The 13,396-nt window shown below is 60.8% G+C and carries 16 protein-coding genes and 1 riboswitch; of the genes, 12 read left to right on the plus strand and 4 right to left on the minus strand.

The genetic code is table 11. The features are described from left to right. Positions 1-77: 77 nt before the first annotated feature. Together LDN12_RS03905 and LDN12_RS03910 are read right to left on the minus strand one after the other, a co-directional pair. A complete protein-coding gene (locus LDN12_RS03905; protein WP_223921378.1) occupies positions 78-848 on the minus strand; it encodes an enoyl-ACP reductase in 771 nt (256 codons plus the stop codon). A 55-nt stretch (positions 849-903) separates the two neighbouring features. Next, a complete protein-coding gene (locus LDN12_RS03910; RefSeq protein ID WP_223921379.1) occupies positions 904-1,194 on the minus strand; it encodes a hypothetical protein in 291 nt (96 codons plus the stop codon). 256 nt (positions 1,195-1,450) lie between these two features. Here LDN12_RS03910 and trmB point away from each other — a divergent pair, with 256 nt between their 5' ends. The 9 genes from trmB (at position 1,451) to LDN12_RS03955 (ending at position 9,707) form a co-directional block, all read left to right on the plus strand. After that, positions 1,451-2,014, plus strand: coding sequence for a tRNA (guanosine(46)-N7)-methyltransferase TrmB (gene trmB, locus LDN12_RS03915; RefSeq protein ID WP_223924019.1), 564 nt, complete (start codon positions 1,451-1,453; stop codon positions 2,012-2,014). Between the two features lie 27 nt (positions 2,015-2,041). Further along, positions 2,042-2,386, plus strand: a complete 345-nt coding sequence (locus tag LDN12_RS03920; protein ID WP_223921380.1) for a DUF4212 domain-containing protein — start codon at positions 2,042-2,044, stop codon at positions 2,384-2,386. Continuing rightward, the gene (locus LDN12_RS03925) at positions 2,387-3,913 is read left to right on the plus strand and encodes a cation acetate symporter (RefSeq protein ID WP_223921381.1); all 1,527 of its coding nucleotides are present in this window, start codon (positions 2,387-2,389) and stop codon (positions 3,911-3,913) included. Next, positions 3,913-5,148 (plus strand): putative nucleotidyltransferase substrate binding domain-containing protein, encoded by a 1,236-nt coding sequence (locus LDN12_RS03930; protein ID WP_223921382.1) that lies wholly within the window; start codon positions 3,913-3,915, stop codon positions 5,146-5,148. The genes LDN12_RS03925 and LDN12_RS03930 overlap by 1 nt, the downstream gene beginning before the upstream one ends. Positions 5,149-5,153: 5 nt before the next feature. Then, the gene (locus LDN12_RS03935; protein ID WP_223921383.1) at positions 5,154-6,005 is read left to right on the plus strand and encodes a sugar phosphate isomerase/epimerase; all 852 of its coding nucleotides are present in this window, start codon (positions 5,154-5,156) and stop codon (positions 6,003-6,005) included. A 60-nt stretch (positions 6,006-6,065) separates the two neighbouring features. After that, a complete protein-coding gene (locus tag LDN12_RS03940) occupies positions 6,066-6,938 on the plus strand; it encodes an energy transducer TonB (protein WP_223921384.1) in 873 nt (290 codons plus the stop codon). Further along, a complete protein-coding gene (locus LDN12_RS03945) occupies positions 6,935-8,356 on the plus strand; it encodes a cobyrinate a,c-diamide synthase (RefSeq protein ID WP_223921385.1) in 1,422 nt (473 codons plus the stop codon). The genes LDN12_RS03940 and LDN12_RS03945 overlap by 4 nt, the downstream gene beginning before the upstream one ends. Before the next feature lie 107 nt (positions 8,357-8,463). After that, a riboswitch (cobalamin riboswitch) is annotated at positions 8,464-8,638 on the plus strand. A gap of 26 nt (positions 8,639-8,664) precedes the next feature. Beyond that, positions 8,665-9,414 (plus strand): energy-coupling factor ABC transporter permease, encoded by a 750-nt coding sequence (locus tag LDN12_RS03950; RefSeq protein ID WP_223921386.1) that lies wholly within the window; start codon positions 8,665-8,667, stop codon positions 9,412-9,414. Then, positions 9,411-9,707, plus strand: coding sequence for a cobalt ABC transporter permease (locus LDN12_RS03955; RefSeq protein ID WP_223921387.1), 297 nt, complete (start codon positions 9,411-9,413; stop codon positions 9,705-9,707). The genes LDN12_RS03950 and LDN12_RS03955 overlap by 4 nt, the downstream gene beginning before the upstream one ends. A gap of 16 nt (positions 9,708-9,723) precedes the next feature. Here LDN12_RS03955 and recO read toward each other — a convergent pair whose 3' ends face one another. Beyond that, the gene (recO, locus tag LDN12_RS03960) at positions 9,724-10,473 is read right to left on the minus strand and encodes a DNA repair protein RecO (RefSeq protein WP_223921388.1); all 750 of its coding nucleotides are present in this window, start codon (positions 10,471-10,473) and stop codon (positions 9,724-9,726) included. A gap of 106 nt (positions 10,474-10,579) precedes the next feature. Here recO and LDN12_RS03965 point away from each other — a divergent pair, with 106 nt between their 5' ends. Both LDN12_RS03965 and LDN12_RS03970 read left to right on the plus strand, forming a co-directional pair. Next, complete coding sequence (locus LDN12_RS03965) at positions 10,580-11,830, plus strand: ChaN family lipoprotein (RefSeq protein WP_223921389.1); 1,251 nt, start codon at positions 10,580-10,582, stop codon at positions 11,828-11,830. A gap of 22 nt (positions 11,831-11,852) precedes the next feature. Continuing rightward, positions 11,853-12,479 (plus strand): DJ-1/PfpI family protein, encoded by a 627-nt coding sequence (locus LDN12_RS03970; protein WP_223921390.1) that lies wholly within the window; start codon positions 11,853-11,855, stop codon positions 12,477-12,479. Between the two features lie 105 nt (positions 12,480-12,584). Here LDN12_RS03970 and LDN12_RS03975 read toward each other — a convergent pair whose 3' ends face one another. Continuing rightward, positions 12,585-12,821 (minus strand): GntR family transcriptional regulator, encoded by a 237-nt coding sequence (locus LDN12_RS03975; protein ID WP_223921391.1) that lies wholly within the window; start codon positions 12,819-12,821, stop codon positions 12,585-12,587. 170 nt (positions 12,822-12,991) lie between these two features. Between LDN12_RS03975 and LDN12_RS03980 the strand changes: the two genes are divergently transcribed. Beyond that, complete coding sequence (locus LDN12_RS03980) at positions 12,992-13,363, plus strand: pyridoxamine 5'-phosphate oxidase family protein (RefSeq protein ID WP_223921392.1); 372 nt, start codon at positions 12,992-12,994, stop codon at positions 13,361-13,363. The last annotated feature ends 33 nt before the right edge of the window (positions 13,364-13,396 follow it).

A 13,396-nucleotide genomic window follows, 5' to 3' on the forward strand; every position in this document is an offset into this window, starting at 1 on the left:
GCAGGCAAGATGCTGCATGGGCGGCGTTGGACTCCGGCCTGTCGCTCGCTCCGCCGTTCAGGCGTCACGGATTCAGGTTACAAGCCGATCACGTTATAGCCACCGTCCACGTAGTGTATTTCGCCGGTCACGCCGCTGGCCATGTCACTGCACAGGTAGACGGCGGAGCGGGCCACATCCTCCTGGGTGATGGTGCGGCGCAGGGGAGCCTTGGACTCGACGTGGTTAAGTATCTGGATGAAGCCGTTCACGCCGGAAGCGGCCAGGGTACGGATGGGCCCGGCGGAAATGGCGTTGACCCGGATGCCCTCGGGGCCCAGCGCCTCGGACAGGTAGCGTACGGAGGCCTCCAGGGCGGCCTTGGCAACGCCCATGACGTTATAGCTGGGGAATACCTTCACGGCACCATGGTAGGTAAGCGTCAGTGCCGCTCCATTGCGTCCCTGCATCAGCGGCTGGGCCGCCTTCAGGACGCCGAGGAAGGAATAGACGCTGATGTCCATGGCGGTGGCAAAACCCTCGCGGGTGGTATTGACGATGGTCCCTTTCAGTTCTTCCTTGTTGGCGAAGGCCACGGCATGGATGATGATGTCGATGCCGTCCCACCGCTTGCCCAGTTCCGTGAATACCGCCGCGATCTCGTCGTCGCTGGTGACGTTGCACGGAAGGATCGCTGCGGCGTTCAACGATTCCGCCAGGGGTCGGACCCTTTTTTCGATCGCCTCATTGGCATAGGTAACGGCCAGCTCGGCGCCCTGTTCATGAAAAGCCCGGGCAATGGCCCAGGCAATGCTTTTTTCGTTTGCAACCCCGAAAATTACTACTTTTTTGCCCTGCAACAACGGCATCTCGTATGTCCTCCGATTCATATTGGTGCGGTGAATACTATCGTAAAAAGGTTGTTCAGGCAAGGGTGGGGGAGGCGGGCGCATCATCCGGCCGGCCTTCGCCCTGCGTCGTGGCGTCCGGAACAGGCGGAGCATGTTCGGCTGCAACGGGCCGGTCAACCTGTCGGAGTACCGCCAGCCGGGCTTCCACCTCCCCCAGCCGTTTTTCGATACGCTCCATCACTTCCAGCGTGCGGTCCTGTTTCCCCTTGATGGCGAACACCACGAACGGCATAATGAGCCAGATGACCGCTAAAAAGAAGCCGATAATGCTCATCATCACCATGAAACCGCCAAATATTTCCATGTGTTCTCCGATACAGCGTAATAGCTGAACATCTATATCATAGCGCGGAAAAAATGTTAAGGTGAAAGTACCGGATAGTGCCGTATGACCGGTGTGATTTGCACGATTGATGCTATTTTGCGGCTGAGAACAAAAAGCGGTGAATAATTGTCGCGAAATGTGGTAAGTTATAACGATTTAATAGGTAACAGGTGAATGTGTGACGCTTATTCCCATAACCTCCCCCCGGTTTATCGACGCTGAGTCGCTGGCTTCCATGCCGGCCTGGAACGAGATCTTTGGTAACGGCAATCCCCTGGCGCTGGAGATCGGATGCGGTACGGGGCATTTCGTGGCCCAGATGGCGCAGTTGCACCCCGACTGGAACTTCATAGCCGTGGACTATTACAATAAGGGGTGCCTGAAGACCTCCAAACGGGTCGATAAGGCCGGGCTGGACAACGTGCGGGTCGTCCGCGCCGAAGCGCGCTCCTTTATGGAACGCTGCATCCCCCGCCGTTCGTTGCAGGCGGTCGTCATCAACTGCCCCGATCCATGGCCCAAAAAGCGACACCGCAAGCGGCGGCTGGTCAATGGGGAATTCGTCGGCTACCTGTCGGAATTCATGCTGCCCGGTGGCGATTTTCATTTCGCCACCGATTTCGACGACTACGGCGAGGACGTGGCCCGGCTGATGCCGGAGATGCCCGGCTTCGTCAATGTCCTCTCTCCCGATCCTTATCGGCATGCCCTTGAAGGCTATCCGCTTTCCAAGTACATGCTCAAGTTCATGGATGCCGGCAAGCAGATTTACTTTATCCATTACCGCAGAGTTTCATAACAGGGCGCCGAAAACGGGGGTAAAGCCATGGAGGAATCCAGAACGGACAAGGAAATCAGCTTTTTCAGGCCGCGCGGAACCGCCATGCGTGGCGAGGTTCGGGTTATCTGGCTGGTTCTCGCGGGTTGGTTTGTCGCCATCGTCGGCACCCAGGCATTTGTTTACCTGCTGGAGGTCAACTATTCCGAGTTGCTGCTCAACGAGATGACCTTCTTCAATCTTCCCATCCATTTCTGGCTGACCGGCCAGTTGTTGCCGCTCTGGTTTATCATCCTCTGCGTACTTTTCAATATCTGGATGGACCGCCATGCGGCCCGCCGTCTGGACGGGGCTCTGCGCTTCCGCATCCGTTCCGGCCGGGAGGAGGACTAAATGGCCGAATCCGCGGTACAGCTCGTGCCCCTGGCCATCGTGGTCGGGATGTTTGCCCTGTTCATTGCTTCGGGATTGCGTACCAGCAGCAGGCAGGCGTCGGAATACGGCGTTGCCGGCGGGTACACCGGGCGGATCGGCATCGGCGCTGCCATCGCCAGCAACTGGATGAGCGCCGCCAGCTTTCTGGGATTGGCCGGCATGTTCTACCTCAAGGGGTACTACGCCATGGCCTTCGTGGTCGGCTGGACCGGAGGCTACGTGTTGCTGCTGGTGCTGATGGCCACGCAGATCCGGCGCTTCGGCAAGTACACGGCTCCCGATTTCGTCGGTTTTCGCTATGAATCCGAGGCCGCCCGTACCCTGGCGGCAATCATTGCCATTGTTATCACCATCATCTACGGTGTCGCCCAGTTCCGCGGCATTGCCCTGATCGTCTCATGGCTGTTCGGGATTGCCTATACCCCGGCGGTGATCGTCGGTGCCGCGCTGGTGGTGGGGTTCGTGGTCGTATCCGGCGCCCTCGGGGTCGCGCGGAATCAGAAACTGCAGTATTTCGTGCTGATCACCGCCTTTATCCTGCCGCTGATGCTCATGGCCCGCAAGCTGGGGTATTTCTGGATACTCCCCCAGTTCGGCTACGGTGCTGCCATCCGCGACCTGCAACAGCAATTCGGCTTTGCCTGGTCGGAGCCGTTCGCCACGGTATCGTCCTTCCACTGGCTGGCGCTCTGCTTTACCCTCATGTTCGGCACGGCCGGCCTGCCCCACGTGCTCTCCCGCTTCTACATGGTACCCGGTATCCGTGACGCCCGCTGGGGGGTGGTATGGGGATTGTTCTTCATCGCCCTCATCTACTGGTCGGCCCCGGCCTATGGCGTCCTGGCCAGGCTGTTCGAGGCGCGCGGCGGCATCGTACTGAACAGCACCGACCCGATGGTGGCGGATATGGCCGTGCTTTCCGCCGTACGTTACAGCGGCCTGCCCCTCTGGTGCATCGGCCTGTTGGCCGCCGGCGGGATGAGCGCCGCCTTTTCCACGGTAGCGGGCCTGCTCCTGACCGGTTCGGCCTCATTTTCCTACGATATCTATCCCCGCCTGATCAGACCGAATGCCAGTGAGGTGGACAAGGTCTACGCAGCCAAGGGTTTTTTTCTGGCCCTGGCCGTGATCGTCATGGCATTGTCCCTCAGGCCGTGGGGTATGATCGCCGAGATTGCGGCCCTGGCCTTTGCCTTGGCCGGCAACACCATCTTTCCCGCCTTTCTGTTGGGAATCTGGTGGGGCAGGGCTAACGCCGCCGGGGTCATCAGCGGGATGCTGGCCGGGGTAGTGATCACCTTTGTCCCCTTCATGGCCGGGGCTCTGCCGTTTCTCTCCGCTCTGCCGCCCGCCACCTCGTCGGCCTTCATCGGCGCGCCGCTGGTGATCCTGGTCATGGTGGCGGTTTCGCTCCTGACATCCCCTCCGAGTGAAGAGATCAGGCGCTTTCTGGCCCGCAACGTACATGACACTACGGAGGAGTGATGGCGGTCCTGGTCACGTCAAAAAGTGGCGATATCAGTGCCTGCCGGGCTGCCGGAGAGTTTGGCGCCGATTTTCGCCAAGCGCTTCTGGAACGGAGTGTTTCGTGCCGCTCCGAGGAGGCGGAAGGGCTGTTTGACGAGGCCTGCCAAGCCCTTGAAACCCTTGCCGCCGCCAATGACGAACGTGTGGCGCGGCTTGAGCGGATTGTCGACCAGACGGCGGCAAGCGCGGACCCTGTCCGTCTTGGGGAACTTTGCGACGACTTCTATGCCGAACTCTACGACCATTTTGGCTGCTACGGTTCCGCCGTGGCCTTTTATCATTTCAGCACGCACTTTTTGCACGCTCTGGCCGGTTCCTTGCACCGTTATGCCCTGAAACGGCTCGGCCCCTCCGGCAAGCGGCTGCCCGACATGATGCCCCTGGCGCTGGGTCCGGCCGGCCGCCGGGAATTCTCACCCTTCTGTCCGTTGCAGGTGGCGTTGGTCTTCGGGCGGGCCGCTAATGGCGACTTGGACGAGGTTTCCCGTTACTGCGACATTCTCCAGGAGGGCTTTGCAACGTGCGGCCTGCGTGTTAACGGCGATATCGCTCTCGTGAATTCCTCCTGGCGGGGGAGCCTGCCGGAGTGGAGCCGGCGTTTGGAGCAGGGCTTGGCGCGGGGCAAGCGACGGGAGTTGGTCGAACTGCTCAGGTGGGCCGATCACGAGGCCCTTCTGCAAACCCCGGCGATGGAGGGGGAATTCAGGGCTTTGGTGCTGTCGCAGCTCCAGCAGAGCCGCCGTGCCATAGGCGACCTTGTCTCCCGTCTGTTGGACCTGTCCAACGGCCTGGGTATCATGGGGGGCTGGCGCCTTGAGAGGGGCGGTCCGTACAGCGGGCTGTTCAGATTGTTCGAGCATGGCCTTCTGCCGCTCTCGGCTACGGTTACCGCACTGGCCCTGATCAACCGGGTCGATGCCGTAGAAATCCCCCAGCGCATCCGGGCGCTGCTCGTGCACCGGGCATTGGATGTGGATGCTGCCGAACGATTGCTGCAATCCTGGCATACCCTGAACGAGTTGCGGCTGATGCGGGAACGGGAGATGTTTCCGGGCCGGGATAGCGCGGCGGCCATGTATCTGGATGTTGCCGCCCTGGACGAAAAAACGCGCTTGATGCTCAGGGAAGCGCTGGAGACCATCGACAACGTCCAGCGGCGGGTGAGCGCCGCCTATCGCGTGGTCGAAGAGTAGGCCTCATGCTGATCTCCCTCTCCACAGGAAGTCTCTTCACGCTTCCGCTTCCGCGGGTCTTCGAGCTTGCGGCGGCGGCCGGCTTCGATGGTGTGGAACTGATCATCAGCCAGGACTTCCAGAAGATCAATCCGGTCAAGCTGATCAGATCCCTTCAGCAGATAACGGTGATCCACTCCATCCATGCGCCCTTCATGCCGCTGGACGGCTGGGGCGGTCCGGCTGATTCGTTGCGGCGGAGCGTGAGCCTGGCGGCGGAATGCGGCATTCCGCTGGTGAACTTTCACCCGCCGTCATGGATGGGACTGGAGATTACGTATTGGCGCTGGCTCTACAGTGTGACGGATTTTCAGAAGGTCGTGGGAATGGACGGCCAGGTGGCCGTTACTATCGAGAACATGCCGTGGGTCGGCAGGATGAAGATAAACCCCAACATTCTATCCGCCACCCACCGGATGATCGAGTTTATCCGTGATCACAACCTGTTCATGACCTTCGACTGCACCCATATGGGATCGGGTAAGGCCAATTTCATCAATGACTTTTATCTGTTCTATGAAACCGGCCGTATCAGGAACATCCATTTTTCCGATTACGGGCAGGGACGTGAGCATCTTTTGCCGGGGCACGGCATGCTGCCGCTGACCCGCTTCCTGAACCACTTGCGAAACACCGATTATCAGAGTACGGTAACGCTGGAGCTTGATCCGTCCGAATTTCCCAAAGCGGAGCATATCATCCTGGAAAGCTTGAAGGAAATCCTGATGTACCTTCGTGCCGAAACCAGCAAGCAAAACGATGCGGTACTGAACTACGACCGGGGTTTCCAAGCCGTTCCCATGCCCGAGGGGGAGTAGCCCCCGCGCGACGGCGGCATATCCGGTTTGTTCTATCTTTTTTCCGAGTGACCATCCTGCATGTCTGACAAATATATCGAAAAAACCTTTATCTACCTTCTGGTAATCTCCGTGGCGCTGCATGTCGGCATGTTTGCGTTGATATACTATCTGCCCCACGAACAAAAACCGCCTCCCAAGGAACCGGTCTTCATCGACCTGCAGCAGATGCCGGAACCGAAGCCGCAGATGGCGCCACGGCAACAGGAGACAAAACGTTTCTCCGAGCAACGGCAGCGTGTTCCGAAAGAGATGGCTCCCCGGGGGAATGCCCCCCGGGACAGCTTCGGGCCGGCGCCACGGCCGGCCGCAAGGCCGCAACCCCAGGAGGCCGGGAAGAGCGCACAACGTCAAGCCCCTCCGGCCAGACAGGCCCTGCCGTTGCCTTCGAAACGCCAGGAAGCCCCGCTGACACCCGGTTCGTCGGTGGCGAGCCTGCTCAGGCCGAAGTCCCAGAGCGTACCGCAGATCGCCCGGCCCCAGCTTTTTCCGGGCGCGCAACGTCTGGCCAAACTGGAAGAGGGGTATCGTCGCAAATTCGAGAACGACGTGGCCGAAGGGGATACCCGTTTCCTCAACAGCGACGATATCCAGTTCGGTTCATTCCTCCGCCGGTTCGAGACCGCCGTGTACGGCGTCTGGCGTTATCCGCAGGAGGCGGCCCAGAACGGGATCGAGGGCGTGACGCCGGTACGGATAACCTTCAACCGGCACGGCGAGATCACCAAGGTGGAGTTGCTGGAAAGTTCCGGCGCTCGGATACTGGATGACGAGGTCATGCGCACCCTGCGCGCCATCGGTCCGGTGGGGTCGTTCCCCCGGAACTACGACAAGGAAGAGTTCCACTTGATCGCGTTTTTCCAGTACGGCGGCGCAAGAAAGTCGCTGCGATGACCCGGCGCGGTTTCCTCCTGGCCGCTCCCCAGAGCGGTTCCGGCAAGACCACCGTGGCCCTGGCCGTCATGGCGGCCTTCAGGCGTCGCGGGATGGCGGTTGCGCCCTTCAAGTGCGGGCCCGATTTCATCGACCCCGGTTATCACCGCCTGGTCACCGGTCGCCCCTCCGTCAACCTGGACGGCTGGATGTGCCCCGAACCGTTCGTGGCCGGTACCTTCCGGCTGCATGCGAGCGGAGCCGACGTGGCGGTGGTGGAGGGGGTGATGGGGCTGTTCGACGGCATCGGCCACGCGCCCATGGAGGGGAGCAGCGCCCAGGTGGCCGCCGTTTGCGGCCTGCCGGTGGTACTGGTGGTCAATGCCCGCGGCATGGCGGCCAGTGCGGCGGCGTTGGTCAAAGGGTTCGTCGGGTACGACGAACGCGTCAGGATTGCCGGCGTGATCTTCAACAATGTGGGAAGTCCGTCCCACGGAGAATTGCTGTGCCGGTCCGTGGCAACGGCGCTGCCGGAACTGACGGTGTTCGGCTGCATCCCCCGTGACGATTCCCTGGGGATTCCCTCGCGCCACCTGGGGCTGGTCACGGCCGAGGATAACCCGCTGTCGCCCGACTATCTGGAACGGCTGGCCGACGTGGCGGAAAACTGCCTGGATATGGCGGGGCTGGCTGACATTCACATCCTCACCGCGCCCCCTTTTTCAAAGGGGGGAGAACCCCCCCTGCCGGCCAATGACGATGCCGCACCCTTTGAAAAAGAGAGGCTCGAGGAACGTTCTCCGGTCCGTATCGCCGTGGCGCGTGACGCGGCCTTCTGCTTCGTGTACGAAGACAACCTGCGGTTGCTGCGGGAGGCCGGCGCCGAAGTGGTCCCGTTCTCGCCGCTGGCAGATGTGCACCTGCCGCCCGGTATCCACGGCATCTACCTGCCGGGAGGGTACCCGGAGCTGTATGCCGAACGCCTGGCCGCCAACAGCGCCATGAAGGCGGCCGTGCGGGATGCTGTCGAGGCGGGCATGCCGGTGTATGCGGAGTGCGGCGGCTTCATCTACCTGACCCGGGGCATGGAGTCCGGGGAGGGGCGGCAGGAGGCCGATTTCGTCGGCATCTTCCCGGTGCGGGCGCGCATGTTGCCGAAACGTAAGGCGCTCGGGTATCGCCAGGTCGAATTCACGGCAGCTTTCGGTGTGATCGCCGCCGACGGCGCCCGCGGTCACGAGTTCCACTATTCCGAGGTCGGGACGATGCCGGATGCCGTCGAGCGCTGTTACCGGGTGTCCCGGCAGGGCAAGGAACTGGGCCGGGAGGGGTATCGTCTCCAAAACTGCCTGGCGTCCTACATCCACCTGCATTTCGGCAGCAATGACGGGATCGCGCCCACTTTCACGGCCGCCTGCCGGCGTTATGGCAGCAGGTGAGGCGCCCCTGAATCCGTGGCGCTTTCACGGTTCCCTGCGCTTGGCATGGCGCTTGATCCGCCATTCAGGCGTTGCGGATTCGGGTTGTCTTTTGCCGTTCGCCATGCTACAAAATGGAAGAAACTGCTTCCGGTTCAAGGGAAGCCGGTGCGAATCCGGCGCTGCCCCGCAACTGTGAGGGGGGACTGCCACCGCATAAGGCCACTGTCCGCAAAGGATGGGAAGGCGCGGTGACGGGACGATCCCCGAGTCAGGAGACCTGGCTGGAAGCCACATAAACACTCCAACCGTGGGGAAGGGAGCGTATCATGAAACATCCAGCGTTACTGTTGTCAGCCGTTGTCCTGCCTGTCGTTCTTCTGCCGTCCATCTCATTTGCCATGCACATCTCCGAGGGAATTTTGCCTTTTTCCTGGGCAACGTTCTGGTTTGTCGCGTCAGCGCCCTTTTTGGCCTTGGGGTTGCGCAGTCTGACGCGGCGGTCGGCCCGGGACCTGTCCAGCAAACCCCTGGTGGGGATGGTGGCGGCCGTGGTATTCGTCATCTCCTGCATGCCGGTGCCGGTGCCGACCGCAGGAACCTGTTCCCATCCCTGCGGTACGGGGCTGGCCGCGATTCTTCTCGGCCCGGCAATGGGGGTTGTCGTCGCGGCGGTGGCTCTCTTGATCCAGGCACTCTTTCTCTCCCATGGCGGCCTTACCACTTGGGGTGCCAACCTCTTTTCCATGGGGGTTGTCGGCTCCTTTACCGGGTTTTTCGTATTTCGGGGATTACGCGCCTGCGGCGCCGGGTCGGTCGTGGCCGCGTTCATAGCCGGCCTGCTGGCCGATTGGGCTACGTACGCCACGACCGCCATGATCCTGGCCGCCGGCATTCGCGGCGCAAGCCCGTTCTGGCCCCTGGCCGGCAAGATCGCCCTGGCGTTCGTCCCCACCCAGTTGCCTTTAGGGATCATCGAAGGCGCGATCACCGCCGGCATGGTCTCCCTGCTGCGCAGGAAACGACCGGACCTGCTCTCCCGCACGGTCCTGGAGGGTACGGAGGGATGGGGACGATGAGACGCCACACCACCATCATTATGATAAGCGTGTTTTTGCTGGCAATGGGAGCGGTGTCTCAGGCTGCGGAGCAGTGGCAGGGGATCGATGAAACCATTGTCCAGAAGGTCGCCAGGGAACATGGCCGCGAGGCCAGAAAACCGCTGATCGATACCGGCGAGGGGGATATGCAGTTGTTCGTGTTCCTGCTGGCGGGAGCGGTGGGCGGCTTTGCGGCCGGGTATTGCTGGCGCGCCCTGCTGGACGGCAGAAAAAAGGAGGACAAAACGAGGGGGCCTTCCGATCTGGAATGAGTTTGCTGCGATCCCCTCAGTCCGGCGGGCTCCCAGGCTGTGTGACCTGCGTCAAGAACTCCAGGCTTTTCAGCCGACGTCCGGCATGTGTGGCGATGGACCTGTCCAGCAGTATCCCCCCTTCCACCAGGAGATCGGCTGGAAAAACGACCTTGCCGAAGGTGCCGGTCGCCATGCAGGCGTTCAGTGCCTTGAGGGTCGCGGAGTGCAGCGGCCTGCCGGTCGTGGCGCATGCCCGGCACACCGGCTCGCCGCTCTCCTGCAGCAATGCACCGGTTGTCCCAAAGGGTCCGTTGCAACGGGAACAGCTCTCCAGTGCGGGGCGATAGCCCAGGATATTCAACAGGTTGATCTCGAAAAAACGGCGGTCGCCATCATCGGCTGCCGTTTCCATTTCCAGACGGTCCAGGTATGCGGCCAGTAACCGGTAGAGCCGCGGCAGCGGGTGCCCTTCGGGGGTCATGGCTTCCACCACCTCGCAGGCATAGAGCGCATGGGCAATGGCGGACAGATCGCCGCGGATGCGGGGATAGATGGTGACGATCTCGGCCTGTTGAAGACCTGCAAGGCCGTCTTTAACCCGCACCTGGGCCTCGATACGGGCAAAGGCCTCCAGCGCCGCCCCGAAACGCTTGCGGCTGGTGCGCGCGCCGCGGGCAAAGGCCTTGATGCGGCCATGCTCCAGGGAAAACAACGATGCGATCCGGTCGCTGTCGCCGTAATCGATGGTCGAGATTACTATGGCCTGGAGCTTTTCGGCATGCATGGGTCGCCTATTGATCTATTGTAAAGTAGGTTGGATTTATTTATTCTAGGCTACAAGACAAGGCAAGAAAAAAAGTTCACGTATCTCTTTCCCAAGAGGAGGCCGCATGGCCCGTTTCTTTCCATTGGTAGCTATGGTTGCCCTGAGTCTGTTCACCATGACCGCCTGTGCCCCCGTCGGCAGGCAGGTAATGGGCGACCCCCAGGACCCCTATCCGCTCGCAGCGCCGCCCCGGATCGGCCAGGTCGTCCATCTGCCGACCGGCATCCTGGTCAGCCCGGAGCAGATGCTGGCCGTAGCGGGAGACGCACGCATCGTCTATGTGGGTGAGACCCATGACAACCCGGCTTCCCACCGTTTGGAGCTCCAGGTCCTTCAGGCCCTTGCCGAACGCTATCCCGACCGGGTGGCGCTGGGCATGGAGATGTTCGTGCGGTCCCAGCAGCCGATCCTTGACCGCTGGGTTGCCGGAAAGCTGGATGAAAAGGCCTTTCTCAAGGAATCCCGCTGGTTCGAAATCTGGAATATGGATTTTGCCTACTACAGGGACCTGCTGAACTTTGCCCGCGAACGGCACATCCCGGTCATCGCCCTGGATGCCGAGAAAAACCTGGTGCGGGCGGTACGCAGCAAGGCGCCGGAGCAGCTTAGCCCGGCAGAGCGGGCCCAATTGCCGGAACTCGACCTGGCCGACCCGTATGAGCGAGGTTTGGTGACGGCCGTCTTCGGCGATCACATTCATGGGGGAATGGTCCTCGACAATTTTGTCCACGCCCAGACCGTGCGGGACGAAACCATGGCCGAATCGGCGGCCCGCTACCTGGCAAGCCCGGCAGGACAGGGCAAACATCTGCTGGTGGTCGCCGGCGGCGATCATGTCAGCAACGGTTTCGGCATTCCGCGCCGGGTTTTCCGCCGCCTTCCCACATCCTATGTTATCATCGGCGGCAAGGAGATCAATCTCTCTCCCGAGAAGAAGAGCCGTTTGATGCACGTCGATATTCCCGATTTCCCCATGGTGCCCTACGATTTCCAGGTGTACCAGGCCTATGAGGACCTGCCGGAGACGGGGGTCCGCCTCGGCGTGATGATCGAACCGGCGCGAACCGGCCACGGTCTGGAAGTGAAGGCGGTGCTGCCCGGTTCCAACGCCGACCGCACGGGCCTGAAACAGGGAGACCTGTTGCTTTCCTTCGACGGCGAGAGGCTGACCGACAACTTTGACCTGACCTATGCCGTGCAGCAGAAACACCCCGGCGACCGCGGGGTCGTGCAGGTCGAGCGGCAGGGCGCGGTCCTGAAGCTGGAGGTCGTGTTCCAGGCGACACGGAAAGACCATCAACACGGCAAACCGTAACCGGGGGAGCCGGGAGGGGCTCATGGACAGGAAACGCGTGGGTATCGTGCTGTTCGACGAGATTGAGGTGCTCGACTTCTGCGGACCGTTCGAGGTCTTTTCCACGGTGCGGCTCAACGAGGCAAAGCGACGCGAGGAGCCCTCACCCTTCGAGGTGTTGCTGGTGGCCGAGAACAACGATCCCGTCACCACCTCGGGCGGGATGAGGGTCGTGCCCGGCGTCACCTTCGCAACCTGCCCGAGGCTGGATATCCTTGTGGTGCCGGGCGGTTGGGGTACCCGGAGGGAACTGGACAACCCGGTGATGCTCCAATGGCTGCGCGAGCGCAATGCCGAGGTGGAAACGCTGACCTCGGTATGTACCGGGGCCATGCTGTTGGGCTGTGCCGGCCTGCTCGACGGGCTGCATGCCACGACCCACTGGCGCTCCCTGGACTGGATGCGCGACTCGTTTCCCGCCGTGACGGTGGAATACGGCCAGCATGTGGTGGAGGACGGGCGCGTCGTTACGTCCGCCGGGATCTCGGCCGGCATCGACATGGCGCTCACGGTGGTCGCCCGCTACCATGGCGGGGAGGTGGCGCGGGCCACGGCCCGGCACATGGAGTACCCGTATCCTGAGTCGAATGCCCGGAGAATAGTATTGTAGGCTTTTTTGCTTATGAGGATCATTAATGCCTCTGTGAATTTTATCCGGCAGTTTTTTGTAAATGACGTATTTTACCTCCATAACCTCTTTATTCTTCGCAGAGGTTCAGTACCTTTTTGCCATTTCTTTTCTGGCGTTAGGCCACTTGTCCTGTTCATCAAGCCCGCACATGAGATAGGCAGCCTCCACGGTGTTTCGGCTGACCGAAAGTTCGTCAGCCAAATCCCTGACGGAGGGGAGCTTGAAATCCGCGGACATCTGCCCCGAGAGAACTCGTTCTCTTATCTGATTATAGAGTTGTTTGTAGAGCGGTATATCCCCGTTGTTATTCAGAATGAACATGGCGCCCCACTTCTCCGAGTAGTTTCCAGCCCGTCTCGGAAAAAAGCCTAGGGCATCCTTGAAAGGTCGTCAAGGGGAAACCGACACCTGACGGAATGCAGATATCACCTGATCGAATGGGTCCAGTTGTTGGGATGCAATAAAACTAAAGAGAGTCTAAGGAGAAAATCATGATTCCGGATAAACTGTTGGAAGTGCTGAAACACGATGGGGTCGTTGCCATTGCGACCCTTGGAGAAGAAGGTCCGCATATGGTCAATACCTGGAACAGTTACGTGAGAATCTCCGAGGATGGCCGCTTGTTGATTCCTGCCGGTTACATGCACCGCACGGAGGCGAACATCGCCTTCAACAACAACGTATTGATTACGTTGGGAAGCAGCAAGGTAGCAGGCAATCTCGGTCCGGGCATCGGTTTCCTTATCAAGGGTACGGCGCATTTTATTACTACCGGACCGGATTTCGATGTAATCAAGGCGAAGTTCGCGTGGGCACGGGCCACCGTGGCTGTCACCATTGAGACGGTCACCCAGACGTTGTAATTGGGAGGTCCGCGGGGCAGGGCGCAATTACAG

Source organism: Geobacter sp. AOG2 (genome assembly GCF_019972295.1).
Classification (GTDB): Bacteria; Desulfobacterota; Desulfuromonadia; order Geobacterales; family Pseudopelobacteraceae; genus Oryzomonas.

What these genes read in the sequence shown, in the direction of transcription:
- LDN12_RS03905 (WP_223921378.1), bottom strand. Translation starts at nt 848, where the DNA reads ATGCCGTTGTTGCAGGGCAAAAAAGTAGTAATTTTCGGGGTTGCAAAC.
- LDN12_RS03910 (WP_223921379.1), bottom strand. Translation starts at nt 1,194, where the DNA reads ATGGAAATATTTGGCGGTTTCATGGTGATGATGAGCATTATCGGCTTC.
- trmB (WP_223924019.1), top strand. Translation starts at nt 1,451, where the DNA reads ATGCCGGCCTGGAACGAGATCTTTGGTAACGGCAATCCCCTGGCGCTG.
- LDN12_RS03920 (WP_223921380.1), top strand. Translation starts at nt 2,042, where the DNA reads ATGGAGGAATCCAGAACGGACAAGGAAATCAGCTTTTTCAGGCCGCGC.
- LDN12_RS03925 (WP_223921381.1), top strand. Translation starts at nt 2,387, where the DNA reads ATGGCCGAATCCGCGGTACAGCTCGTGCCCCTGGCCATCGTGGTCGGG.
- LDN12_RS03930 (WP_223921382.1), top strand. Translation starts at nt 3,913, where the DNA reads ATGGCGGTCCTGGTCACGTCAAAAAGTGGCGATATCAGTGCCTGCCGG.
- LDN12_RS03935 (WP_223921383.1), top strand. Translation starts at nt 5,154, where the DNA reads ATGCTGATCTCCCTCTCCACAGGAAGTCTCTTCACGCTTCCGCTTCCG.
- LDN12_RS03940 (WP_223921384.1), top strand. Translation starts at nt 6,066, where the DNA reads ATGTCTGACAAATATATCGAAAAAACCTTTATCTACCTTCTGGTAATC.
- LDN12_RS03945 (WP_223921385.1), top strand. Translation starts at nt 6,935, where the DNA reads ATGACCCGGCGCGGTTTCCTCCTGGCCGCTCCCCAGAGCGGTTCCGGC.
- LDN12_RS03950 (WP_223921386.1), top strand. Translation starts at nt 8,665, where the DNA reads ATGAAACATCCAGCGTTACTGTTGTCAGCCGTTGTCCTGCCTGTCGTT.
- LDN12_RS03955 (WP_223921387.1), top strand. Translation starts at nt 9,411, where the DNA reads ATGAGACGCCACACCACCATCATTATGATAAGCGTGTTTTTGCTGGCA.
- recO (WP_223921388.1), bottom strand. Translation starts at nt 10,473, where the DNA reads ATGCATGCCGAAAAGCTCCAGGCCATAGTAATCTCGACCATCGATTAC.
- LDN12_RS03965 (WP_223921389.1), top strand. Translation starts at nt 10,580, where the DNA reads ATGGCCCGTTTCTTTCCATTGGTAGCTATGGTTGCCCTGAGTCTGTTC.
- LDN12_RS03970 (WP_223921390.1), top strand. Translation starts at nt 11,853, where the DNA reads ATGGACAGGAAACGCGTGGGTATCGTGCTGTTCGACGAGATTGAGGTG.
- LDN12_RS03975 (WP_223921391.1), bottom strand. Translation starts at nt 12,821, where the DNA reads ATGTTCATTCTGAATAACAACGGGGATATACCGCTCTACAAACAACTC.
- LDN12_RS03980 (WP_223921392.1), top strand. Translation starts at nt 12,992, where the DNA reads ATGATTCCGGATAAACTGTTGGAAGTGCTGAAACACGATGGGGTCGTT.